Source organism: Micromonospora sp. WMMC273 (assembly GCF_027460285.1).
GTDB lineage: Bacteria > Actinomycetota > Actinomycetes > Mycobacteriales > Micromonosporaceae > Micromonospora > Micromonospora aurantiaca.
Window position 1 is genome coordinate 640295 of record NZ_JAPZBE010000001.1, and the last position, 23920, is coordinate 664214.

General features: G+C 74.1%; 21 protein-coding genes. 11 read left to right on the plus strand and 10 right to left on the minus strand.

Annotation, left to right across the window (positions count from 1 at the left end):
- Positions 1 to 23: 23 nt before the first annotated feature.
- Genes efeU through efeB form a run of 3 tightly spaced genes read left to right on the plus strand, consistent with a single transcriptional unit; the run spans position 24 to position 3414 of the window.
- Positions 24 to 935, plus strand: a complete 912-nt coding sequence (gene efeU / locus O7611_RS03175) for an iron uptake transporter permease EfeU (protein ID WP_269696169.1) — start codon at positions 24 to 26, stop codon at positions 933 to 935.
- Between the two features lie 29 nt (positions 936 to 964).
- Entirely contained in the window at positions 965 to 2095 is a 1131-nt protein-coding gene (gene efeO / locus O7611_RS03180; protein ID WP_194798468.1) for an iron uptake system protein EfeO, read from the plus strand.
- Complete coding sequence (gene efeB / locus O7611_RS03185) at positions 2092 to 3414, plus strand: iron uptake transporter deferrochelatase/peroxidase subunit (protein ID WP_194798467.1); 1323 nt, start codon at positions 2092 to 2094, stop codon at positions 3412 to 3414. The genes efeO and efeB overlap by 4 nt, the downstream gene beginning before the upstream one ends.
- 7 nt (positions 3415 to 3421) lie before the next feature.
- Here the strand turns inward: efeB and O7611_RS03190 are convergent, their stop codons facing one another.
- Entirely contained in the window at positions 3422 to 4390 is a 969-nt protein-coding gene (locus tag O7611_RS03190; protein ID WP_269696170.1) for an RDD family protein, read from the minus strand.
- Positions 4391 to 4431: 41 nt separating this feature from the next.
- Here O7611_RS03190 and O7611_RS03195 point away from each other — a divergent pair, with 41 nt between their 5' ends.
- Positions 4432 to 5385 carry a stage II sporulation protein M gene (locus O7611_RS03195; RefSeq protein WP_194798465.1) on the plus strand — a complete coding sequence of 318 codons (954 nt, stop codon included), beginning with the start codon at positions 4432 to 4434 and terminating at the stop codon, positions 5383 to 5385.
- Here O7611_RS03195 and O7611_RS03200 read toward each other — a convergent pair.
- The 5 genes from O7611_RS03200 to O7611_RS03220 are packed head-to-tail and all read right to left on the minus strand — an operon-like array spanning position 5363 to position 10386.
- Positions 5363 to 6673: a DUF58 domain-containing protein gene (locus O7611_RS03200; RefSeq protein WP_194798464.1), complete on the minus strand. Its 1311-nt coding sequence runs from the start codon at positions 6671 to 6673 to the stop codon at positions 5363 to 5365. The two genes, O7611_RS03195 and O7611_RS03200, sit on opposite strands and share 23 nt — an antisense overlap.
- Complete coding sequence (locus O7611_RS03205; protein WP_194798463.1) at positions 6670 to 7647, minus strand: AAA family ATPase; 978 nt, start codon at positions 7645 to 7647, stop codon at positions 6670 to 6672. Before O7611_RS03205 ends, O7611_RS03200 begins: the two co-directional genes overlap by 4 nt.
- Positions 7644 to 8948, minus strand: a complete 1305-nt coding sequence (locus O7611_RS03210; protein WP_269696171.1) for a DUF4350 domain-containing protein — start codon at positions 8946 to 8948, stop codon at positions 7644 to 7646. Before O7611_RS03210 ends, O7611_RS03205 begins: the two co-directional genes overlap by 4 nt.
- On the minus strand, positions 8945 to 9544 hold the full coding sequence (locus tag O7611_RS03215) for a DUF4129 domain-containing protein (protein ID WP_269696172.1): 600 nt from the start codon (positions 9542 to 9544) through the stop codon (positions 8945 to 8947). Before O7611_RS03215 ends, O7611_RS03210 begins: the two co-directional genes overlap by 4 nt.
- The gene (locus tag O7611_RS03220; protein WP_269696173.1) at positions 9541 to 10386 is read right to left on the minus strand and encodes a hypothetical protein; all 846 of its coding nucleotides are present in this window, start codon (positions 10384 to 10386) and stop codon (positions 9541 to 9543) included. The genes O7611_RS03215 and O7611_RS03220 overlap by 4 nt, the downstream gene beginning before the upstream one ends.
- A gap of 215 nt (positions 10387 to 10601) precedes the next feature.
- Between O7611_RS03220 and mtrA the strand changes: the two genes are divergently transcribed.
- From mtrA to hpf, 5 genes are all read left to right on the plus strand, one after another.
- A complete protein-coding gene (gene mtrA / locus O7611_RS03225) occupies positions 10602 to 11291 on the plus strand; it encodes an MtrAB system response regulator MtrA (RefSeq protein WP_088969953.1) in 690 nt (229 codons plus the stop codon).
- Positions 11292 to 11304: 13 nt separating this feature from the next.
- Positions 11305 to 13056, plus strand: coding sequence for an MtrAB system histidine kinase MtrB (gene mtrB / locus O7611_RS03230; RefSeq protein WP_194798459.1), 1752 nt, complete (start codon positions 11305 to 11307; stop codon positions 13054 to 13056).
- Positions 13053 to 14852: an LpqB family beta-propeller domain-containing protein gene (locus tag O7611_RS03235; protein ID WP_194798458.1), complete on the plus strand. Its 1800-nt coding sequence runs from the start codon at positions 13053 to 13055 to the stop codon at positions 14850 to 14852. The genes mtrB and O7611_RS03235 overlap by 4 nt, the downstream gene beginning before the upstream one ends.
- Positions 14853 to 14859: 7 nt before the next feature.
- Positions 14860 to 15555: a ComF family protein gene (locus tag O7611_RS03240; protein ID WP_269696174.1), complete on the plus strand. Its 696-nt coding sequence runs from the start codon at positions 14860 to 14862 to the stop codon at positions 15553 to 15555.
- A gap of 250 nt (positions 15556 to 15805) precedes the next feature.
- A complete protein-coding gene (gene hpf / locus O7611_RS03245) occupies positions 15806 to 16450 on the plus strand; it encodes a ribosome hibernation-promoting factor, HPF/YfiA family (protein WP_091418726.1) in 645 nt (214 codons plus the stop codon).
- A 41-nt stretch (positions 16451 to 16491) separates the two neighbouring features.
- Here the strand turns inward: hpf and O7611_RS03250 are convergent, their stop codons facing one another.
- Both O7611_RS03250 and O7611_RS03255 read right to left on the minus strand, forming a co-directional pair.
- Entirely contained in the window at positions 16492 to 17598 is a 1107-nt protein-coding gene (locus tag O7611_RS03250) for a GNAT family N-acetyltransferase (RefSeq protein WP_194798455.1), read from the minus strand.
- Positions 17595 to 18752, minus strand: a complete 1158-nt coding sequence (locus tag O7611_RS03255) for a GNAT family N-acetyltransferase (protein ID WP_269696175.1) — start codon at positions 18750 to 18752, stop codon at positions 17595 to 17597. The genes O7611_RS03250 and O7611_RS03255 overlap by 4 nt, the downstream gene beginning before the upstream one ends.
- Before the next feature lie 169 nt (positions 18753 to 18921).
- Between O7611_RS03255 and secA the strand changes: the two genes are divergently transcribed.
- Entirely contained in the window at positions 18922 to 21822 is a 2901-nt protein-coding gene (gene secA, locus O7611_RS03260; protein ID WP_194798453.1) for a preprotein translocase subunit SecA, read from the plus strand.
- A gap of 481 nt (positions 21823 to 22303) precedes the next feature.
- Here the strand turns inward: secA and O7611_RS03265 are convergent, their stop codons facing one another.
- Both O7611_RS03265 and O7611_RS03270 read right to left on the minus strand, forming a co-directional pair.
- The gene (locus tag O7611_RS03265) at positions 22304 to 22882 is read right to left on the minus strand and encodes an Rv3235 family protein (protein ID WP_194798452.1); all 579 of its coding nucleotides are present in this window, start codon (positions 22880 to 22882) and stop codon (positions 22304 to 22306) included.
- 95 nt (positions 22883 to 22977) lie between these two features.
- Entirely contained in the window at positions 22978 to 23205 is a 228-nt protein-coding gene (locus tag O7611_RS03270) for a helix-turn-helix domain-containing protein (RefSeq protein WP_013474124.1), read from the minus strand.
- A gap of 197 nt (positions 23206 to 23402) precedes the next feature.
- Between O7611_RS03270 and O7611_RS03275 the strand changes: the two genes are divergently transcribed.
- Complete coding sequence (locus tag O7611_RS03275; RefSeq protein WP_194798451.1) at positions 23403 to 23912, plus strand: DUF6912 family protein; 510 nt, start codon at positions 23403 to 23405, stop codon at positions 23910 to 23912.
- Positions 23913 to 23920: the final 8 nt, after the last annotated feature.

Consider the following 23920-nt stretch of genomic DNA (forward strand, 5'->3'; position numbering starts at 1 on the left):
ACTCAGCGACGACGGAGTGCCTGATGTTCGCCACGTACCTGATCGGCCTGCGCGAGGGCCTGGAAGCGACGCTCGTGGTCAGCATCCTCGTCGCCTTCCTGGTCAAGTCGCAGCGCCGGGACCGGCTGCCGCAGGTGTGGGCCGGCGTCGGCCTGGCCGTGGCGCTCTCCGTCGGCTTCGGCTCGCTGATCCAGTACACCTCCACCTCGCTGCTGCGCACCTCCGAGTCGCGCGAGCTGTTCGAGGCGGTCACGTCGGTCGCCGCCGTGGTGTTCGTGACCTGGATGATCTTCTGGATGCGCCGGGCCGCCCGCACCATCGCCGGTGAACTGCGCGGCAAGCTCACCGACGCGCTCGCCGTCGGCTCCCTGGCCGTGGCCGGCATGGCGTTCCTCGCCGTGATCCGCGAGGGCCTGGAGACGGCGCTCATCTTCTACGCCGCCGCCGAGAGCGCGGCCGGCGGCACCGGGCCCGGCTCGCTGCTCGCCCTGGCCGGCGGCATCGCCACCGCCGTCGTGATCGGCTTCCTGCTCTACCGCAGTGCGGTACGGATCAACCTCAGCCGGTTCTTCACCTGGACCGGCGCGCTGCTCATCCTGGTCGCCGCCGGCATCCTCAAGTACGGCGTGCACGACTTCCAGGAGGCGGGCGTGCTGCCCGGCCTGAACGACCTGGCCTTCGACATCTCGAACACGCTCGACCCGGGCTCCTGGTACGGCGCGCTGCTCGCCGGCATGTTCAACGTCACCGCCGCGCCGACGGTGCTGGAACTGGTCGCCTGGGTCGCGTACGCGGTGCCGGTGCTCGTGCTCTTCCTGCGCAAGCCGGCCAAGCCCGCTCAGCCCGCTCAGCCCGCTCAGCCGTCCCGGTCCGCCGAGCCGGTCCCGGCCGACGCACCGGCCGACGTCGCCGCCGTTCCGTCCCCCCGCGCCTGAACCACCCGCTCCCGAGGAGACCCCGCACGATGCGTACCACTCGACTCGTCGCGCCCGCCGCCGCCGGGCTGCTCGCCGTCGCCGGACTGACCGGCTGCGGGGGCGGTGACGACGCCGACGCCACGAACGGCGGGCCGATCGCCGTCAAGGCCACCGACACCGTCTGCGAGGTCGGCGACACCGAGATCGACGCCGGTCAGGTCACGTTCAAGGTGACGAACAACGGCTCCAAGGTCAACGAGTTCTACGTCTACGCGGCAGGTGACCGGGTGATGGGCGAGGTGGAGAACATCGCCCCCGGGCTCAGCCGCGAGCTGCGGGTCGAGCTGACCGCCGGCACGTACGAGACGGCCTGCAAGCCGGGGATGAGCGGCCGGGGCATCCGGGGCGCGCTGAAGGTCTCCGGCACCGCCGCGACCGTCGCCCCCGACGCCGCGCTGACCCAGGCCACCGAGAGCTACCAGCGGTACGTGCGCAGCCAGACCGCCGCGCTGCTGACCAAGACCGAGGAGTTCGTGGCCGCGGTCAAGGCGAACGACGTGGCGAAGGCCAAGGCGCTGTACCCGGTGGCCCGCACCTACTGGGAGCGGATCGAGCCGGTCGCGGAGAGCTTCGGCGACCTCGACCCGAAGATCGACGGCCGCGAGGAGGTGGTCGAGGAGGGCATGGAGTTCACCGGCTTCCACCGGATCGAAAAGGACCTCTGGACCACCGGGGACGTGAGCAAGGACGGCGCGATCGCCGACCGGCTGCTGGTCGACGTGAAGGCGATCGTCGCCAAGGCGGACGCCGAGAAGCTCACCCCGCTCCAGCTCGCCAACGGCGCCAAGGCGCTGCTCGACGAGGTCGCCAGCGGCAAGATCACCGGCGAGGAGGAGCGCTACTCGCACACCGACCTCTGGGACTTCAACGCCAACCTGGAGGGCTCCAAGGCGGCCATCGCCGCGCTGCGACCGGCCCTGGAGCAGCGCGCGCCCGACCTGGTCAAGCAGCTCGACAGCGAGTTCGCGAACGTGGAGACCACACTCGGCAGGCACCGGGCCGGCGACGGCTGGAAGCTGCACACCCAGCTCGGCAAGGACGAGCTGAAGGAGTTGTCGGACGCGGTCAACGCGCTGGCCGAGCCGGTCAGCAAGGTCGCGGCGGCAGTCGCGCGATGACCGGTCCGGCCGGCGGTGACGCGACGAGCGAGCCGAACCGCGAGCGGACCGGCCGCGGCCTGTCCCGGCGCCGGGCGATGACCCTGGCCGGCGTCGGCGTGGCAGGCGTCGCCGGGGTGGCGGGTGGCGCGGGCGCGCTGCTCGCCGGCGGGAACGAGGCATCAGCCACCGGATCCGCCGCCGGGTCGGTGCCGTTCCTCGGCGAGCACCAGGCCGGCATCACCACCCCGGCCCAGGACCGGGTGCACTTCGTCGCGTTCGACGTGGTCACCAAGGACCGGGACCGCCTCGTCGCCATGCTCCAGGAGTGGACCGCCGCCGCGGCCCGGATGACCGCCGGCAAGGACGCCGGGGTGATCGGCGCGGTCGGCGGCATGCCCGAGGCCCCGCCGGACGACACCGGCGAGGCGCTCGGACTGCCCCCGTCGCAGCTCACCCTCACCGTGGGCTTCGGGCCGACGCTGTTCCGCGACGCGCAGGGCCGGGACCGTTTCGGCATCGCCGCGCGCCGCCCGGCCGCGCTCGCCGACCTGCCGCACTTCGCCGGGGACGCGCTCAAGCCGGAGCTGTCCGGCGGCGACCTCTGCGTCCAGGCCTGCGCCAACGACCCGCAGGTGGCGGTGCACGCCATCCGCAACCTGGCCCGAATCGGCATGGGCGTGGTGAGCGTCCGCTGGTCGCAGCTCGGCTTCGGGCGTACCTCGTCGACGTCCCGGGACCAGGCCACCCCGCGCAACCTGTTCGGCTTCAAGGACGGCACCGCCAACCTCAAGGCCGAGGACGCCGGCCTGCTCCGCGACCAGCTCTGGGTGCAGCCCGGCGACGGTCCGGACTGGATGACCGGCGGCTCCTACCTGGTCACCCGGAAGATCCGGATGCTGATCGAGACGTGGGACCGCAGCCCGCTCGCCGAGCAGGAGATGATCGTCGGCCGGACCAAGGGCAGCGGCGCGCCGCTGGGCCGCCGGGACGAGTTCGACGAGCCGGACTTCGCCGCGAAGGGCGACGACGGGGCGCCGCTCATCGCCGACACCGCGCACGTACGACTTGCTCACCCGGACGCGAACGGCGGGGCCCGGCTGCTGCGCCGCGGCTACAACTTCGTGGACGGCTCGGACGGGCTGGGCCGGCTCGACGCCGGTCTGTTCTTCATCGCCTACCAGCGGGATCCGCGCCGGCAGTTCGTGCCGATCCAGACCCGGTTGGCGCGCAACGACGCGATGAACGAATACCTGCGGCACGTCTCCAGCGGCCTGTTCGCCTGCCCGCCCGGCGTAAGCGACGCCGCCGACTGGTGGGGGCGGGCGCTGTTCGCCTGAGCCCGGCTCAGCGGCGTACCGGATCGGGGCCGGCGTCCGGCACGGCGGACCGCAACCGGCCGTCAACCGGCGCGGCCGGACGCAGGGCGGCCGGCGCGACGGCGTGCGGTACGGCGGCCGACGCCGGGACCAGCTCCGGCCAGAGCGTGGCGGCGACCGCCCGGGCCCGGCCCAGCCGCAGCGCCGCCCGGCGCCCCCGCTCGGCCAGGACGGCGGACAGGTAGACCCAGTCCGGCGCGGCCCACGGCGGAGGCGGCGAGGTGACCGCGGCGACCTCCGCCCACAGCGCCCGGCCCAGCCGGAAACGGTCCGGCTCGGCCAGCTGGGGGAGCCGGTCCAGGTACTGCCGGACGGCCAGCGCCAGCCCGTCGTCGAACCGGGTCAGGTCGAGGGTGGCCGCCCAGGCCAGCAGCGGCGGCGGGGCCGGTGGCAGCGGCCGCCACAGCGTGGCGCCCCGGCTGTGCACCACGAGCGTGCCGGCGACCAGGTCACCCAGCCGGCGACCGCGCGGGTCGGTGAGCATCACCGTGACGCTCGCGACCCAGCTCAGCAGCGGCAGCACCAGCCCGGGCCACTCCACCGCCACGCCCACGAGCGCTCGGGTCAGCGACTGGCCCACACCCACCGGGCCGCCGTCGGCGCGTACCACCCGCAGCCCCACTGCCAGCTTGCCCACGGTCCGGCCACCGGCGAAGCGTTCCATCGTCACCGGATAACCGAGCAGGACCAGCACCATCAGCACGACCTGGAGCGCGCCGGCCAGCGCCAGGTCGAGGGAGTCACCGAGCAGCGCGAGCGCCGCCATCGCCAGCACCGCGCCGAGCACCAGGAACAGCGCGACCTGGATCACGGCGTCGATCAGCAGGGCGAGCACGCGGGAGCCCAGCCGGGCCACCCGGACGTCCAGCTCCACCGCCTCGCCGCTGACCAGACCGGCGTCGCCCCAACGGGGCGGTGGGGGAGGTTGCGCGCGCACCCCGACAGTGAACACCATGGACGCCGAACGGGGGAGGGTGAGTGGATCTCGACGCGTACGTGGCCGAGCACGGCGCCGAATGGCGGCGGCTGGAACACCTGACCGGGCGGCGTCGGCTCGACGCGGCAGAGGTCGACGAGCTGGTGGCGCTCTACCAGCGCAGCGCCACGCACCTCTCCGCGCTGCGTGCCCGGGCGCCCGAACCGGCGCTGGTGAACCGGCTGTCCCACCTGGTCCTCGCGGCCCGCGCCCGGGTCACCGGCCGGCCCCGGCCGTCGTGGGCGGCGGTGGGCCGGTTCCTGGCCGCCGACCTGCCCGCCGCGCTCTACCGGGCGTGGCCGTGGTGGTGCGGCGTGGCCACCGCGTTCAGCGTGCTGAGCGTCTTCCTCATCTGGTTCGTCGCCGGCAACCCCGACACCGCCGCCGCGTTCGTCGGCGACGAGGAGGCCCGGCAGCTCGTCGACTCCGGTTTCGCCGGCTACTACTCCGAGTTCTCCGCGCCCACGTTCGCGTTCCGCCTGTGGACGCACAACGCCTGGTTGGCCGCCCAGTGCCTGGCCGCCGGTGTGCTCGTGGTGCCGGTGTTCTGGCTGCTGTGGCAGAACGCGCTGAACATCGGCGTGGTCGGCGGCGTGATGATCGCCTACGGGCGGGCCGACGTCTTCTTCGGCATGATCACCCCGCACGGGCTGCTGGAGCTGACCGGCATCTTCGTCGCCGCCGGGGTCGGCCTGCGGACCGCGTGGGCCTGGATCGCCCCGCCCGCGCACCTCGGACGCGGCCGGGCTCTCGCCGAGGCGGGACGGCTCGCCGCCGTGGTCGCGGCCGGCCTGGTCGGCGTCTTCGCCGTCTCCGCGGTGATCGAGGCGTTCGTGACCCCGGCGCCGGTGCCGATCCCGCTGCGGGTGGCAGCGGGCGCCGCGGTGTGGCTGGCCTTCCTGGCGTACGCGCTGGTGCTCGGCCGGCGCGCGGTCAGAGCCGGCCGAGGGACTTGAGCCGCAGATAGGTGTCGGCGACGGCCGGGGCGAGCCGGTGCCCCGGCACGTCCACCACCGTCACGCCGTAGCGCGACAGGGCGGCGCGTACCCGGTCCCGCTCGGCCAGCGCCCGCCACGCCGACGCGGCCGCGTACGGGTCGTCCGGGCCGGTCGGGGTGGCGGTGGCGAGCCCGGTCAGCACCGGGTCGCCGGCCGCGGCGAGCACCACCCGGTGCCGGGTGGCCAGCCGGGGCAGCACCGGCAGCAGCCCGTCGCCGATCGCGCCCGCCTCCAGCGCGGTGAACAGCACCACCAGGCTGCGCTGCCGCTCCCGGCGCAGCACCTCGGCGGCGATCAGCTCGAAGTCGGTCTCGACCAGCGCGGGCTGCAACGGCGCCACCGCGTCGACCAGCCGGGCGAGCAGTGCCGCGCGGCCGCTGCCGGTCACCCGGGCCCGGATCTCGGTGTCCGCCGCCAGCAGGTCCACCCGGTCACCGGCGCGGGCGGCCAGCGCGGTGAGCAGCAGCGCCGCGTCGATGGCGGTGTCCAGCCGGGGCTCGTCACCGAGGCGTACCGCCGACGTGCGGCCGGTGTCCAGGACGCAGACCAGGCGCCGGTCCCGTTCCGGGCGCCAGGTGCGCACCAGCACGTCGGCGCGGCGGGCGCTGCCCCGCCAGTCGATCGAGCGGACGTCGTCGCCCACCGCGTACTCGCGCAACGTGTCGAACTCGGTGCCGTGGCCGCGCCCCCGGGTCACCTGCACGCCGTCGATGACCCGCAGCCGGGACAGCTTCTCCGGCAGGTGCCGGCGGGAGTCGAAGCGGGGCAGCACCCGCAGCGTCCACTGCGGCGTCGCGGGCTGCTCGGCGTGCTGCCTCGCGCCCAGGCGCATCGGCCCGAGCGACCGTACGGTCAGCGCCACCGCCGGGCGGTCGCCGCGCCGGGTCGGGGTGAGCCGGACCGGCAGCGTGGCGGCGCCACCGGGCGGCACGGTGAGCAGGCGGTCCGGCGGCACGTCCGGGCGCGCCCCGGCCGACGGCACCCACGCGTCGCGTACCTGGGCGTAGAGCGTGCGTGCGGTCGGGTTGGCCAGGTGCAGCGTGACGGTCGCGGTGCCACCGAGGCGGACCGTCCGCTCCCCGGAGCGGGTCACCGTGAGCGCGTCCGGCGGCACCGCCATCGCCCGGTCGAGCAGCACCAGCAGCAGCACCGCCGCGGTCAGTACGGCGACGCCGAGGAACGGCGCCGGCCAGGCCGGCAGGGTCAGCGCGCCCACGCCGAGCAGCAGACCCGCCCGCCAGGTCATCGCGGGGTCGGCACGGTGGCCAGCACCGAGTCCAGCACGGCGTCCGCTGTGACGCCCTCCAGCTCCACCTCCGGGCGCGGGCGCAGCCGGTGCCGCAGCGTCGGGCGGGCGACCGCCTTGACGTCGTCCGGGGTGACGTGGTCGCGGCCGGCCAGCCAGGACCACGCCTTGGCCGCGTTCAGCAGCGCGGTGGCACCACGCGGGGACGCGCCCAGTTCCAGCGCCGGGGCGGCCCGGGTGCCCCGGCACAGGTCCACGATGTAGCCGAGCACCGGCTCGGCCACGTGCACCCCCCGCACCTCCGCGCGGGCGGCGGCCAGGTCCGCGGAACCCGCGACCGGGCGTACGCCGGCGGCACGAAGGTCACGCGGGTCGAAGCCGGCGTGGTGCGCGCGCAGCACGCCCAGCTCCTCCTCGCGCTCCGGCAGCGGCACCGTCAGCTTGAGCAGGAAGCGGTCGAGCTGCGCCTCGGGCAGCGGGTAGGTCCCCTCGTACTCGACCGGGTTCTGGGTGGCCACGACGATGAACGGGTCGGGCAGCGGACGGCGCTCGCCCTCGACGGACACCTGCCGCTCCTCCATCACCTCCAGCAGCGCCGACTGCGTCTTCGGCGGGGTCCGGTTGATCTCGTCGGCGAGCAGCAGGTTGGTGAAGACCGGCCCCTCCCGGAACGTGAACGCGGCGGTGCGCTGGTCGAAGATCAGCGAGCCGGTGACGTCGCCGGGCATCAGGTCGGGGGTGAACTGCACCCGCTTGGCGTCCAGGTCGAGCGCGGCGGCAAGCGTCCGGACCAGCAGCGTCTTGGCCACCCCCGGTACGCCCTCCAGCAGCACGTGCCCCCGGCAGAGCAACGCGATCACCAGGCCGGTGACCACGGCGTCCTGCCCGACGACGGCCTTCGCCACCTCGGCACGCAGCCGGTGCAGGGCGGCGCGGGCGCCGGACGGTGCGGTGGTCGTGACGGGTCCGGTCACCGGGTGTCTCCTTCGCTCGGATGCGGGGCCAGGGTACGGGTCAGGGCGTCCAGGTCGCGGGCCAGCTCCAGCAGCTCGCGGTCCTTCTCCGGGGCGGGGCCGTAGAGCAGGTCGGCCATCCGTTCCGGGTCGGCGCCGACGCGCTCGGCGACCCGGGCGGCCACCTCGTCGTCGGGCGTGTCCGGGGGCAGGTTGAGCCGGGTCACGAGCCGGTCCAGCGCGGCGGCGCGCAGCGTCGCGGCGACGGTGTCCCGGGCGCCCGCCCGGCGGTAGAGCCGCGCCCGGCCGCGTACCGTCTCGGCGGACCGGACGGTGACCGGCAGCGGCTCCGACACCGGCGGCCCGAGCCGGCGGGCCCGCCACAGCACCACGAGCAGGCCGGCCAGGGCGAGCTGCACCAGGAGGGCCCAGAACCAGAGCGGGAAGGCACCCCAGAGCGGGTTCTCCCGCGGCGGGTCGGCGCGGTCGGGCGGATCGGGCCGCTCCGACCGGCCGCTGCCGGCCGGTGCGGGCCGGTCGGTGACCGGATCCGGGGACCAGCTCGGGCCGGTCGGGGCCGGCACCGGCTCGGGCAGGTCGAGCCAGACCAGCGGGCGTCCGCCGCCGAGCAGGCCGGTGGCGAGGGCCTCGTTGCCCCACTCGCCGATCCGGTCGTTGCGGAACGGGTCGCTCGCGCCGGCCAGCACCACCTCGACCCGGCCGGGGACGCGCAGCAGCGCGCCGCCGTAGCAGTGGTCGACCTCGGCCGGCCCGTCATAGCGCTGCAGGTCGATCGCGGCGGTGCCGGCCCGTACCGCCTCGGGCAGCCGGCACGGCGTGCCGTCGGCGTCCGGCGGCACCGCCCGGGCGGCCCAGCGCCCGCCGGCCGGCACGACCGGAGTGTCCAGTTCGGCGAGCACCCGCCGGGACGGCTCGACCAGCACCAGCCGGCTACCCGGCGGCAGGGTGGTCAGCTCGTCGAGCCGGTCGGGGTGCACCAGAGCGGGCGCGGGCACGAACAGCGTGCTCGGCTCGGCCCCGGCGGTACGCAGCGCCGCCGTCAGGTCCGTCTCCCGGCGCACCGGCACGCCCTGGGCGCGCAGCGCCTCCGCGAGCCTGCTGGCGCCGTCGTCGTCGGTGGCGACCGGGGACAGGAAGCCCGGCTCGTCGGCGTCGGGCCGGTCGATCGCGTGCAGCACGAGCGTGGTCACGATCAGCAGCACGGCGAGGCCGAGCGGGACGAGCAACCGGTACGGCCGCCGGCGCGGTGCCGACGTGACCGCCGCCGTCGTCACGGTCTCCGGTCCGGCTGTGGCGGTCACCGCGGCTCCTCCCCGGTCAGCTCGCGACTCAGGTCGGTGGCGAGTTCACGCATCCGCCGGTCGTGCGCGGCGGTGGCGGGACGCTGGGCGTACCAGAGGTCGGAGAAGATCGCTCCGGCCGCGTGCAGCGTCGGCCCGACCTGCGGCCGGGTGCGGGCCGCCGCCTCGGTCAGCTCCACGACGGTGAGCCCGGGGCGGGGTTCCACCACCTGCCGGACGACCAGGAGCCGGACCATCTCGCGCAGCCGTTCCCGGACCGCCTCGGCGTACCGGCCCTCGGCCGCCAGCCGGTCGGCCGACCCGGGACCGGCCGCCGCCGGTTCCGGCAGCCGGGGCGCGGGCAGGCGGACGGCCGGCGGATCGGTGCGCGGCCGGCGGACACGCCGCCGCCGGAACCGGGGCAGCCGCAGCCGGGGCAGGCGGGGGCGCCGCAGCCGGGGCAGCGTGAACCGGGGCAGCCGGCGTGGCACCCAGGCCGGGAAGAAGTGCCAGGCCAGCGCCACCAGCAGCGCGACCGCCAGCAGGATCAGCGCGGCCAGTGGCAGCGGCACCACGTCACCGAGGGCCGCCACCGTCTCGGTCCACCACCGGCTCACCGGTGTGCCGCCAGCAGGACGGGCTCGGGCACGCCGGCCGGCGCGCGGGAGAGCCGGATGTCCAGCCCTTCGGTGCGGACCCGGGTCTCCAGGTGCAGCACCGCGTCCAGGCAGGCGAGCGCCGGGTACGCGAGCGCGTTGACAGCGGTGAAGGCGGCGACCGTCAACGGCAGCGCCCAGACCGACACGTCGAACAGGCCCAGCATGCCGAGACCCTGGTATACGCCCAGCCCGATGCCGAGCCGGATCAGCCACCAGCCGAGGTAGCCCAGCAGCCGGATCGCGGCGCCCCGGGCGCTGACCCGGCCGGCCAGGCGTACCGCCCGCCAGGGCGCCAGGTGCGCCGGCACCCCGTCCAGCACCAGCACCGGCACCACCAGGCCGAGCAGCGCGTACGCCGGGAACCAGCCCGGCCCGGTCAGAGCGGCGGCCGTGACGGTCAGCCCGACCAGGACGGCGGCCGGCAGCGCCACGCCGAGCCGGGCACCGCGCAGCAGCTCGGACGGCCCCGGACGGCGCCCCAGCAGCGCCCCGCCGGCGCCGCGCGCCGCCGGGGCGCCGAGCAGCGCGACGATCGCCGCCTCGGTGCCCGCGCCGGCCGCCAGCAGCAGCCAGTACTCCGGGAGGGCGTCGCCGAACTCCACCGGCCACCAGTACGGCGGTTCGGTCTCGGCGAGCATGCGCAGCGGGTGGAGCACCGCCTGTTCGGCGAGGGCGAGCAGCAGGGCGAGCGGCACGAGCACCCGGGCCTGGTCGCGCAGCAGCAGCACGGCCGCGTCGAGCAGCTCGCCGACGGTCAGCGGACGGCGCGGCAGCACCGCGGTCGGGCCGGCGTCGGGCACGCGTACTCCTGGGCGGGGGCGAGCGGAGGTGGCGGGCGGGGCGACGCCCGGGGGATCATGGTTGCACGGCGGGTCCGCATCCGGTGGACCCGTCCGCTCCGGCGCGCCACGCTGGGCGGCCACGCCGGCTTGCTGTGGTGCGCGGGGCCGCCCGGCGCTACGGTGCCGTGGAGACGCCGAACATCCAGACGAACGGGGATGGAACGATAAACCCCATGAGAGCCCGGGTACTCGTGGTCGACGACGACCCCGCCCTCGCCGAGATGCTCGGCATCGTGCTGCGCAGCGAGGGCTTCGTGCCGTCCTTCGTCGCGGACGGCGAACGGGCGTTGGCCGCCTTCCGCGACAGCCGACCCGACATCGTCCTGCTCGACCTGATGCTGCCGGGCATGAGCGGCATCGACGTGGCCCGCGCCATCCGGGGCGAGTCCGGCGTGCCGATCGTGATGCTGACCGCCAAGAGCGACACCGTCGACGTGGTGCTCGGGCTGGAGTCCGGCGCCGACGACTACGTGGTGAAGCCGTTCAAGCCCAAGGAGCTGGTGGCCCGGATGCGGGCCCGGCTGCGCCGGGGCGAGGACGTGGCGCCGGAGATGCTGACCATCGGCCCGCCCGGCAACCAGATCACCATCGACGTGCCGGCCCACACGGTCAGCCGTGACGGCGAGGAGGTGAAGCTGACGCCGCTGGAGTTCGATCTGCTGGTCGCGCTCGCCCGCAAGCCGCGTCAGGTGTTCACCCGCGAGGTGCTGCTGGAGCAGGTCTGGGGTTACCGCCACGCGGCGGACACCCGCCTGGTCAACGTGCACGTGCAGCGGCTGCGCGCCAAGATCGAGCCGGATCCGGAGCGACCCGAAATCATCCTGACCGTGCGGGGCGTGGGCTACAAGGCGGGTACCGGATAGCCTGGTCAGCACTGTGCTGACCTCGCTGCCCGAGTCGCCGACCCCCGCGCCCCGCCGGCTCTCCGCCGTGCGGGCGCTCTGGCTCGCCCTGACCGGCCGCGTCGCCCGGCTGGTGGCAGCCGTGCACCAGGCGTGGCGGCGGTCGCTCCAGGTCCGTGTGGTCACCATCACGCTTGTGGCGTCGAGTCTGCTTGTGGGCGGTTTCGCCTATCTGATCGCCGACAAGATCACCAGCATCCTGCTGGAGAACGCCGAGACCGACGTGCGGCTGCGGTTGAGCAACGGCAGCGAGTACGCGGCCAAGCAGTTCAACCTCTACAGCCAGCCGCAGGAGGCGCAGCTCCAGAACACCATCGACGGCACCGTCAACTACCTGGCCGGTGGCGACCCCACCCAGACCAGCGGCGTGGTGGTGGCGATCACCGCCGACAACTTCGCCGAGTTCATCGAGCCGCGGACCACGCCCGACGTGCCGGTGGACACGGTGATCGGCGACGAGTTGCGGGCCACTGTCGCCTCGGGCAAGGTCGCGCACCAGATCCGTACCGGCTCGCTCGGCGGCGAGCGGACTAAATACCTGGTCTACGGCTCCCCGGTGCCGACCAAGTTCGGGCAGGTCGAGCTCTACTACCTCGTACCGCTGGCCCGGCAGGACGCGACGGCGGCCGACGCCCGCGCCACGGTGGTCGCCACCGGCGTGGCGCTGGTGCTGCTGCTCGGCCTGCTGGCCGCCCTTGTCACCCGCCTGGTGGTGACGCCGGTACGGGTGGCAGCGCGCACCGCGCAGCGGCTCTCCGCCGGCCTGCTGGACCAGCGCATGGTGGTCTCCGGCGAGGACGACCTCGCGCTGCTGGCGGCCTCGTTCAACCAGATGGCGACGAACCTGCAACGGCAGATCCTCCGGCTGGAGGAGATGTCCCGGCTGCAACGCCGGTTCACCTCCGACGTCTCGCACGAACTGCGGACGCCGCTGACCACGGTCCGGATGGCCGCCGACCTGATCTTCGCCGAGCGCGACGAGTTCGACCCGGCGGTGGCCCGCAGCGCCGAGCTGCTCCAGGCCGAGCTGGACCGGTTCGAGGAACTGCTCACCGACCTGCTGGAGATCAGCCGGTTCGACGCCGGTTTCGCGGTGCTGGACAGCGAGCCGACCGACCTGGTGCCGGTGGTGCACCGGGTCACCGAGCGGCTGGCCGGGCTGGCCGAGCGGGTCGGGGTGACCATCGAGCTGGACCTGCCGGACACTCCGGTGATCGCCGAGGTCGACCCGCGCCGCGTCGAGCGGGTGCTGCGCAACCTGGTCGGCAACGCGGTCGAGCACGGCGAGGCCAAGCCGGTACGGATCACCCTGGGTCAGGACCGGAGCGCGGTGGCGATCACCGTGCGGGACCACGGAGTCGGCCTCAAGCCGGGGGAGGAGAAGCTGGTGTTCAACCGCTTCTGGCGGGCCGATCCGTCGCGCGCCCGGCAGACCGGCGGCACCGGGCTGGGCCTGTCGATCAGCCTGGAGGACGCCCGCCTGCACGGCGGCTGGCTGGAGGCGTGGGGCGCGCCCGGGCAGGGCGCGCAGTTCCGGCTCACCTTGCCGGCCCGGGCCGGGGACCGGCTCACCACCAGCCCGCTGCGGCTGGTGCCGGCCGACGCCACGGTGCCGTTCGGCGGCCCCCGCGACGGCGAGCTGTCCGCCATCGGGCCAGGCGGCGGCGTCGCCGCGCTCACCGCCGGACCGGCCGCCGGTGGCGACCACGCGGAGGCGCGGCCGTGAGGCGCCGCGTCCTGACCCTGCTGCTGACCGGCGCGCTGCTGCCGGCCGCGCTCGCCGGATGCGGCATCCCGGACGAGACCGACGTGCAGGTGGACGGCTCGGCGCCGGCCGCCGAGTCCGGGGTGCTCAACGGCAGCCCGGCCCGGCCGCCCGAACCGGCGGACAGCAGCGAGCCGGTGCCGTTCGTGGAGAACTACCTGCGGGCCGCCGCGGCCGGGGAACGCGACCAGGCGTACGCCCGGGCCCGCAAGTTCCTCGCCGCGGAGGCCCGCGACCTGCTTTCCGGCAAGCCGCAGACCAGCGAGATCGAGCTGACGGTGGTGCGGCTGCGGGAGAAGCCGGAGAGCACGCCGCCGAACAACCAGGGCACCAGCACCGTGACGCTCAAGGTGCAGCAGGTGGGCGTGCTGCGCGCCGACGGCACGCTCGGCCCGCCGGTGGCCAGCGAGACGCAGTACGTCTTCGAGCTGCGCCGGGCCGAGCCGGCCGGCACCGGCCTGCTGATCACCGAGCTGCCGAACATGCTGCTGGTCAGCGACTCTGCGGTGCGCGAGTACTACCGCCCCCGCACCGTCTACTTCTGGAACCCCGACCTGACCCGGCTGGTGCCGGACCAGCGCTACCTGCCCTCGTCGGCGCCGACCGAGCGCCGGATCACCGAGGTGATGAAGTGGCTGGCCGACCGCCCGTCGGACTGGCTGTCCCCCGCCGTGACCGGGCTGCCCGACGGCACCCAGCTGATCAACAACGCGACCGGCACGGACGGCCACTGGGAGATCAACCTCAACATGCCGGGCGCCAACGAGCAGCGGCTGACCCGGCTCGGCACCCAGCTGGCGTGGTCGCTGTCGGACCTGGACGGCCAGGTCGACCTGAAGATCCAGAACCAGAAGCGGCTCACCGTCGACCTGCGGCGGGAGCGGGTCTCGACCGCCGCCTATCCCCGGGGCGGCGACCCGATGCGGTACGCCGTCTACGACGGCGCCGTCCGTCCCCTGGCGTTCGGCACCGAGTCGCGGGCCGCCGCGCCGCTGCCGCCCGCAGAGAACCGCAACGTGGTGTCCGCGTCACTCGCCCGCGCCGACGACCAGGTGCTCGCCGCACTCGTGGTGACCGGGGCGGACAACCGCAGGCGGCTCAAGGTGGGCACCGGCCCGGAACCGGTCGCGACACTCAGCCCCAGCGACCGGACGTTCCGGGCGATGAGCCGTCCCACCTGGCTGCGCTCGCTGAACAAGACCCGCCCGGCGGGTCTGGTGGCGGCCGACGGGCGGCTCTACCGGTTCGACGGCACGGGCCGGATGAGCGAGATCCCGCTGTCCGTCCCCGGGCCGGTGACGGCGGTCGCCGGTTCCCTCGACGGGCACCGGATCGCGCTGGTCTCCGGCGGCGCGGTCTTCGTCGCCGCGGTGAGCGCCGACGGTGGCGGGGCCAGCCTCGGACAGCTCCGCCGGGTCACCACGCTGCTCACCGGCGTGACGGTGGTGGACTGGGTGGCGGAGAACGAGCTGGCGCTGGCCGGCAACGAGGCGGACCGGCGCTCGGCGATCCACCAGGTCAGCGTGGACGGCGCCTGGGAGACCCCGCTGACGGTGGAGATCGGCGCCCCGGTGACCCAGCTCGCCGGATATCCGGGCGGCGGCGACCGCGGCCTGGCCGCGTTCTCGTTCATGTTCGAGACGGACGGCGCGGCCTGGCGGAACAACCCGTTCGACTACGTCAAGCGGGAGCAGGTGCTCGACGTTCCGGCCGGCAGCCGGGCGACCAACCCGACCGCGCCGTTCTTCCTCTACTGAGCCGCGCGTGCGTGACCTGGGCGGGCTCTGGTCGGACCTGACCGACCTGGTGCTGCCCGCCGGCTGCGGCGCGGGCTCGGTACGGCTGCGGCACGGCTTCTGCGGCGGCTGCGTACGGGAGCTGGAGTCGCTGCGTCCCGCCCCGACGAGGCCCGATCCGGCCCCGCCCGGCCTGCCGCCCTGCGTCGCGCTCGGCCCGTACGGCGGCGCGCTGCGCGAAGGGCTGCTGGCGTACAAGGAACGCGGCCGGCACGGGCTGGCCCGGCCGCTTGGCGCGCTGCTGGCCGAGGTGGTCGCGGCGGCCGCGGGGCCGCCCGGCCCGGTGACGCTGGTGGCGGTGCCCGACACCGCCCGCGCGGCCCGGGCCCGCTACGGCGACCACCTGGACCGGCTGGTCCGCCCGGCCGCGGCCCGCCTGCGCGCGGCCGGCTGGCCGGTACGCGTGCTGCGCCCGCTGCGGGCACTGCCCCGGACCGACTCGGTGGCACTGGACAGCGCCGGACGGGCCGCCGCCGCCGAGGCGGCGTTCCGGTTGCGCCGCCCGCCGGCCGGACAGCGGCCGGGGGAGACCGTCGTGCTGCTCGACGACATCGTCACCACCGGCGCCACGCTCGCGGCGGTGAGCCGGATGTTGCACCGCGCGGGAATGACGCCAAAGGCCGCGGCCGTGCTCGCCGCAACGCAAAAGCGGCACCGTCGGTGACGCTTCGTGTATCCGTTTCACCCCTTGGTGTATGAGCTGTTAAATTTCGCGACCGCCTTCGGCAACCAGGGGTGACGGGTGGCCGTACAGGAGTTAGCGTTTCGGTGTCGGGGGTAGTGAGGGTCAAACCTTCCCCCGGCACTGGAAGGAGGCGTAGCCGAACAACACCGGTCGACGCCGAGCGGGGCCCTCCCGGCGCGTCGACCGGATCTGATCCGGACCGAACGACCGTCCGAACAAGGGAGGTCACGTGGACATCGTGGTCAAGGGCCGTAACGTCGAAGTGCCGGACCATTACCGGGTGCACGTAGCCGAGAAGCTCGCGAAGATCGAACGCTACGACCAGAAGCTCATTCGCGTGGACGTCGAGTTGTTCCACGAGCGCAATCCACGCCAGGCGGACACCTGCCAGCGGGTGGAGATCACGTGCGTGACGCGCGGCCCGGTGATCCGGGCCGAGGCCTGCACGAACGACTTCTACAGCGCGCTCGACGCCGCCATCGCCAAGCTGGACACGCGATTCCGCCGCGCGGCGGACCGTCGCCGGGTACACCGCGGGCGGCACGCGCCGATCTCCGTGGCCGCCGCGACCGCCGGCCTGCCAGTGGCCGACCTCGACGGTCCCGGCCTGGCGGCGCTCGACGGCCACGGCACCGCCACCGCGGTCGCCGAGCGCCCCGACGAGAGCGGCTACACCGAACCCGACGACCAGCCGTGGCACATCGCCCGGGCGAAGGTCCACCCCGCCGAACCGATGACCGTCGACGACGCGCTGTTCCAGATGGAACTGGTCGGCCACGACTTCTACCTGTTCCAGGACAAGGAGTCCGGCCGCCCGAGCGTGGTCTACCGGCGGCACGCGTACGACTACGGGATCATCCAGCTCGACACGTGACCCCTTGACCGGTCAGGACGGGCCCCGCGCGGGGCCCGTCCTCAGTTCTCGTCGGTGGCGAGCCGGCCGTAGACCACCGAGTCGACACGGACGCCGTCCGGGCCGGGCAGCCGGCCCCGCAACAGCCCCTCCCGCCGGAAGCCGGCCCGTTCCAGCACCCGCTGCGAGGCGATGTTGTCCGGCCGGGTGCCGGCCCACAGCCGGGCCACCCCGACGCCGAACGCCCACCCGGCGACCAGCCGTACCGTCCGGGCCGCCAGCCCGCGCCCGCGCGCCTCGGGCAGCAGGCTGTAGCCGAGCATGGCCTGCCCGGTGGCCGGCTCGTCGTAGAACAGCGCGCACCCACCGACGACGGCGCCGGTGGCCGCGTCGAGGATCGCCAGGTCGGCGGCCTCGCCCGCGAGCCAGCGGCTCGCCGCCAGCCGGCAGCGGCGCGCGAGCGCCGCCCGCTCCGGCGCCACCGGCGGCACCCGGTTCGCCACCACCTCCGGCAGCGAGTGCAGCCGGTACAGCGCGTCAGTGTCCGCCGGCTCCACCGGGCGCAGCGTCACCACGCCGTCGGTGAGCCGGCCGTCCGGCAGGTCCGGCAGGAGGCGGGCGACCGGCCCGGGCGGGTCGTCGGCCAGCCGCACCCAGGCGATCAGATCCTGACGTACGCCGTCGCCGTCCGCGCCGGCCGCCCGGCGTACGCCCTCGTGCCGGTAACCACAGGCCAGGGCGATGCGCTGGCTCGCCACGTTCTCCGTCCGGGTGAGCAGCTCCAGCCGGGCCGCGCCGGCGGCGAACGCCCGCCCGGTCAGCAGCCGGGTGGCGGCGGTGGCCACGCCCCGGCCGCGCGCCGCCGCTCCCACCCAGTAACCGATCTCGTACGTCGACCGCTCCGCGCTGAGCCGGGTCAGCCCGATGCTGCCGAGCAGCCGGTCGGTGGCCGGGTCGGCGATCGTGTACGCGGCCCCGCCGGCCGCCCACGCCGCGGGCGCGCCCTCGTCGATCCACCAGCGGGCGGCGTCTTCGTCGTAGGGGTCGGGCAGCAGGGGCATGAACCGGCGGATCTCCGGGTCGGTGCACCCGGCCACCATGTCCGGTACGTCCGCGAGGTGGCACGGCCGCAGCCGTACGCCGTGCCCCTCGATCGTCTCCGGGGTCACGCCAGGTCGCCCGGCAGCAGGCCGCCGATCCAGACGTCCTGCCGCTCGCCGCGGTGCTGGACGCCGCCGCGCAGCGTGCCCTCGACGGTGAAGCCGGCCTTCTCGGCGGCCCGCCGCGAGGCGGTGTTGCCCACGTTCGCCCGCCACTCGATCCGGGCCAGGCCGAGCGTGGTGAAGCCCCAGGTGCACACCGCGGCGAGCGCGGCCGGCAGGTAGCCCCGGCCGCGCGCGTGCGGCGCTGTCATGTAGCCCACGTCGGCCACCAGCGGGTCGTTCGGCAGCAGGCGCAGGTCGATCGAGGCGACGTACTCGTCGTCCGGGTCGGCCACGGCGAACGTCACCGCTGTGCCCCGCGCCCAGGCCGGGCGCACCAGGTCGCGCAGGAAGCCCTCGGCGTGCTCCGGCCGGTACGGGTGCGGCACCGTGGTCCAGCGGATCGTCTGCTCGTCCTGACAGGTGCGGGTCACCGCGGCCAGGTCGCGTTCCTCCAGCGCGCGCAGCCGCAGCTCGGTGTCGCCGGCGGTGGCGAACAGGACCGGCTGCGGCCGGCCGAAGACCGCCGCGCGGCGGGCCTGGAGCGTGTCCGGGCCGTAGGGGACCGGGTCGCCGGCGGCGGCGACCTCGCCGGGGAGCAGCGAGCCGATCCAGCCCTCGGTCCGGCCGCCGGGGCTGGGGTCGGCCAGTCGCAGCTCACCCTCGATCCGGAAGCCGGCGCGCAACGCGACCAGCCGGGAGGCGTGGTTGCCGATCTCGGCCTGCCAGGTGAGCCGGCGCAGCTTGAGCGCGTCGAACGCCCAGCGGGCGAGCGCGCGGGTGGCGCGGACCGCGACGCCCCGGCCCCGGGCCCACGGCGCGGTCCAGTAGCCCACCTCGGCCGAGTCCCGCGCGCGGTCGACGGAGACCAGGCCGAACGAGGCGAGCAGCTCACCGGTGCCGGCGTCGCAGACCGCGAAGAGCGCAGCGGTGCCCTCGGCCCAGGCGGTGGCGCTGATCGTGGTGACGTACTCCGTCGCGTGCTCCGGCAGGTACGGGCGAGGTACGGTGGTCCAGCGCTGGATGTCCGGATCCTGGCAGGCACGGTGCACCGCGTCGGCGTCCTCCGCGCGCCACGGGCGCAGCAGCAGGCCGTCCTCGATGATCTCCACAGGCTCCATTCGAGCCATCGTGCCGGATCGTTCGCGCACGGCGTAACCCGATTAGCGGCCGGTGGCGCACGGTCGCGGCGTTATGTCGGGTTCCGGAGCCCGGACCGCCGCCACCAGTGACCATCGTCGCCTCGGAGCGCCTACGATGGTTCGAGACCGTCTAGGGGAGCGTTGATCCGTGTCGATTCTGGAAAAGTTCCTTCGCGCCGGCGAGGGCCGCATGGTGCGTCGGCTGAAGGCCATCGCTGCCGCCGTAAACTCGATCGAGGACGACTACGTCAACCTCAGCGACGACGAGCTGAGCGGCATGACCGAGCAGTTCAAGGAGCGGCTCGAGGATGGCGAGACCCTCGACGACCTGCTGCCCGAGGCGTTCGCGGTGTGCCGCGAGGCCGCCTCGCGGGTCCTCGGCCAGCGCCCCTACGACGTCCAGGTGATGGGTGGCGCGGCGCTGCACTTCGGCAACATCGCCGAGATGAAGACCGGTGAGGGAAAGACGCTCACCTCGGTCATGCCGGTCTACCTGAACGCGCTCGCCGGCAAGGGCGTGCACGTGATCACGGTGAACGACTACCTGGCCGAGCGCGACGCCGCCTGGATGGGCCGCGTCCACGAGTTCCTCGGCCTGCGCGTCGGCGTGGTGCTGCCGAACCGGCCCGCCAGCGAGCACCGCGCGGCCTACGAGTGCGACGTCACCTACGGCACCAACAACGAGTTCGGCTTCGACTACCTGCGCGACAACATGGCCTGGTCGAAGGACGAACTGGTCCAGCGCGGCCACTTCTTCGCCGTGGTCGACGAGGTCGACTCGATCCTGATCGACGAGGCGCGTACCCCGCTGATCATCTCCGGTCCGGCCGAGCACTCCGCCCGGTGGTACCAGGAGTTCGCCACGGTGGTGGCCCGGCTCCAGCCCGGCACCGACGGCGAGGGCGACTACGAGGTCGACTACGCCAAGCGCACCATCGCCATCACCGAGCGCGGCGTGGCCAAGGTGGAGGACCGCCTGGGCATCGACAACCTCTACGAGTCGGTGAACACCCCGCTGGTCGGCTACCTGAACAACGCGATCAAGGCCAAGGAGCTCTACAAGCGCGACAAGGACTACATCGTCAACGACGGTGAGGTCCTGATCGTCGACGAGTTCACCGGCCGCATCCTGCACGGCCGCCGCTACAACGAGGGCATGCACCAGGCGATCGAGGCCAAGGAGGGGGTGGAGATCAAGCAGGAGAACCAGACCCTGGCCACCATCACCCTCCAGAACTACTTCCGCCTCTACGAGAAGCTCTCCGGCATGACCGGTACCGCCCAGACCGAGGCGGGCGAGTTCAACAAGGTCTACAAGGTCGGTGTCGTGACCATCCCGACGCACCGGCCGATGGTCCGGCTCGACCGGCCCGACGTCATCTACAAGACCGAGAAGGCCAAGTTCAACGCCGTCGTCGAGGACATCGCCGAGCGGCACGAGCAGGGCCAGCCGGTGCTGGTCGGCACCGTCTCGGTGGAGAACTCCGAGATCCTGTCGCACATGCTGCGCCGCCGCGGCATCCCGCACTCGGTGCTGAACGCGAAGTTCCACGCCAAGGAAGCGGAGATCGTCGCGCAGGCCGGGCGCAAGGGCGCGGTCACCGTCGCGACGAACATGGCCGGCCGCGGTACGGACATCCTGCTCGGCGGCAACCCCGAGTTCCTCGCCGCGAACGAGCTGCGCCAGCGCGGGCTCGACCCGGTCGAGCAGCCGGAGGAGTACGCCAAGGCGATGGAGGAGATCCTCCCGACCTGGAAGCAGGCGTGCGACGTCGAGGCGGAGGAGGTGGCCGCCGCCGGTGGGCTCTACGTGCTGGGCACCGAGCGGCACGAGTCCCGCCGGATCGACAACCAGCTCCGCGGTCGCGCCGGCCGGCAGGGTGACCCGGGCGAGTCCCGCTTCTACCTGTCGCTCCAGGACGAGCTGATGAAGCGCTTCCGGGCCGGCGCGGTCGAGGCGGTGATGGACCGCTTCAACATCCCGGAGGACGTGCCCATCGAATCGAAGATGGTCACCCGCCAGATCAGGAGCGCCCAGGCCCAGATCGAGGGCCAGAACGCCGAGATCCGCAAGAACGTCCTCAAGTACGACGAGGTGCTGAACAAGCAGCGCCAGGTGATCTACGCCGAGCGCCTCCGGGTGCTCAACGGCGAGGACCTGTCCGACCAGGTTCGCAACATGATCGACGACGTGGTGACCGCGTACGTGGTCGGCGCGACGAGCGACGGCTACGCCGAGGACTGGGACCTCGACCAGCTCTGGTCGAGCCTGAAGCAGCTCTACCCGGTGGGGATCACCATCGAGGAGCTGGAGGAGGAGGTCGGTTCCCGCTCCGGCATCGACCAGGACTTCCTGCTCGCCCGCCTCAAGGAGGACGCGCACGCCGCGTACGACAGGCGCGAGGAGAACCTCGGCGAGGAGGCGGTCCGCCAGCTCGAGCGCATGGTCCTGCTTCAGGTGATCGACCGTAAGTGGCGCGAGCACCTCTACGAGATGGACTACCTCCAGGAGGGCATCAGCCTGCGGGCGTACGCCCAGCGCGACCCGGTCATCGAGTACCAGCGCGAGGGCTTCGACATGTTCGCCTCCATGATGGACGGCATCAAGGAGGAGACTGTCGGCTTCCTCTACAACCTGGACGTCCAGGTCGAGGAGGCGGAGCCGGAGGCCGAGGAGGTGCAGCTGCTGGACAAGCCGGTGGAGATCCGGGCCAAGGGTCTCAACCGCGCGCCGCAGCAGCAGGGCCTGCAATACTCGGCGCCCGCCGTGGACGGCGAGGCCGGCCGGGGCGCTCCGGTGATCGAGCGGCCCGAGCAGCAGGCGCCGGCGCTCGGCATCGGCCAGCAGTCCTCGGAGCGCCCGGCCGCCACCACGCCGCGCCGTGCACCGGCCGGGGCGAGTGGCCAGGCTGTGGCCGCCAGCACCGCCCGGCGGGCGGCTCCCGGCCAGGTCGACGGCGGCGAGGGCCCGTCCCGTAACGCGCCCTGCCCGTGTGGCTCCGGCCGCAAGTACAAGCGCTGCCACGGCTCGCCCAACGGCGGCAACTGACCTCGAACACGCGCCCCGACGGGCCCCGGCCACCAAGGCCGGGGCCCGTCCCCGTCCCCGTCCCCGCCCGCCCTACCCGCCCCGCGCCCGCCCTACCCGCCCCGCGATCTTGCAGTTTCGGCCCTCGTTGTGCCCGATTCATGCCGGTATCGGGGGGCGGAAAGTGCAAGATCGGCGTCGGTGGAGGCGCGGGCGTGGGCCGGAGAGCCTCGTTCGCCGGGTTGCTGCGGCGAGCCTCCCGTTAGGCGAGATTGGCGTTCCGGCTGGTGGGAGCGGTGGAGATCTTGGTAGGAAAGGGCCCCTATGAGGGCCGTTTGGTACCAAGATCTCCGCTGGGAGCTGGGAGCTGGGAGCTGGGAGCTGGGAGCTGGGAGCTGGGAGCTGGGAGCTGGGAGCTGGGAGCTGGTTGGCTGCGCCCGCTCGCAGATCGGCGCGGATGGCCGCGGCGCGGCGAACCGGGTCGGGGAGGCGATGGCCCCGCTCAGAGGACGTCGAGGACGAGGCACAACCAGGTGCCTCGGCGGCGTTCCAGGCGTATCGCGACGGCCCAGCTCGCGCCGCCGGCGCCGGCGAACACGGCGGTGGCCTCGACCGCACCCGCGCGGGGCTCGCAGACCCGCAGGCGCCGCAGGAGCAGGGCCGGCCGGGCGGTACGGCGGCGGGCCGGTGTCACCCGGCGGGCCGCACGGGTCAGCTCGGCGGCCACCGGGCCGGCCGACTCGGGCACGCAGAGCGGCCGGAGCTGGCCGGGCGGCCGGAAGCCGTTGACGATCTCCAGGAAGGTGCGCACGAACAGGTGCGCGGCCCGCGCTCCCTCGGGTGTGGCGGAGGTGAGGGCTGACGCCTGCGCACCGGACCAGCGGGGCCAGGCGGGTGCCGGGTCGGGGGCGCGGCCGGCGGGGCGTGCGGCGGAACGGCGGCGCGGGTCGGCCAGGTCGAGCGTGAGCTGACCGACGGGACTCCAGAGCGGTTCCTCGTCGGTGCACGGCGGGTCGAGCGGCGGGGCGGGCCGGAGACGGACCGGCGGGCGGGGTGCGCTGGGACGGCGGGTGTCGACCATCTCGAATCCTTGCGTTTGCCTTCGTTTGCCTCCGACAGGCTCTTATCTTCCCGGACGCGGACGACCGCCGTCAATGGCAGGCGGTCCCCGGGCGGTCACTCCTCGTCGCGCTCGCCGAGCGGGTTGCCGCGTACCCATTCGGCCGTCTCGGCGTACTTGCGCTCGATGTATTCCTCCAGCCGGGCGCGCTCGACCCGCCACTGACCCCGGCCACCGATCTTGATCGCGGGCAGTTCGCCGCTGCGGACCATGTGGTAGACCTGCGAGTCCGACACGTTCAGCTCGGCGGCGACGTCGGACAGCAGCAGGAACCTCGACTCCACGGTGTGACTCCCGGGGTTGGTTGCGTTTGCTTCAGTTTGCCATCACCAGGTGACATCGCCGCGCTCCCGTTCGGGAGACACACCGGCGGGAGACTTCACCCGCGCCGGTGCCGGGTGTATGACGGTCTCGGCGTACGGCATGATCGGCGCCCGGAGTCGGCGTCCGCCGACGATCGGCCTGAGTGTGGGAGTGACCGGTGACCGACGAGCTTGTCCGGGTGTACCTGCCGGCGACCGTTCCCATGCTCGCCCGGCTGCGGGAGGAGGGGCTGAGCGCCGAGGCGGCGCACGCCGTGACCCCGGAGCTGCGTGAGTGGTACGCCGAGGGCGACGAGGAGGAGCTGGAGTACGTGGCCTTCACCCGGGCCGCTCAGGACGCGCTGCTCCTGCTCCGGCACGACCCCGCCGCGCCCCGGCGACGGGTGGTGGTCTCGGCCGACCTGCCGGCCCGTGCGGTCGACCGGGTCGGCGGTGAGCTGGGGTCGAGCGTGGTCCGGCCGGCCGGGCCGGTGCCGGTGAAGTCGGTCGCCGCGCTGCACGTGGACGGCGCGGACGCGGTCGAGGACGTGGCAGCCGCCGTCGACGTGGTGGTGGAGGCCCAAGCCGGCGACCCGGACGCCCAGTTCACCGTCGACGGCGCCGAGGACCACGAACTGGAGTGGTACGACGTGACCGAGCTGGACCTGCTCCTGCGCGAGGCGGGCTGACCGGGCCG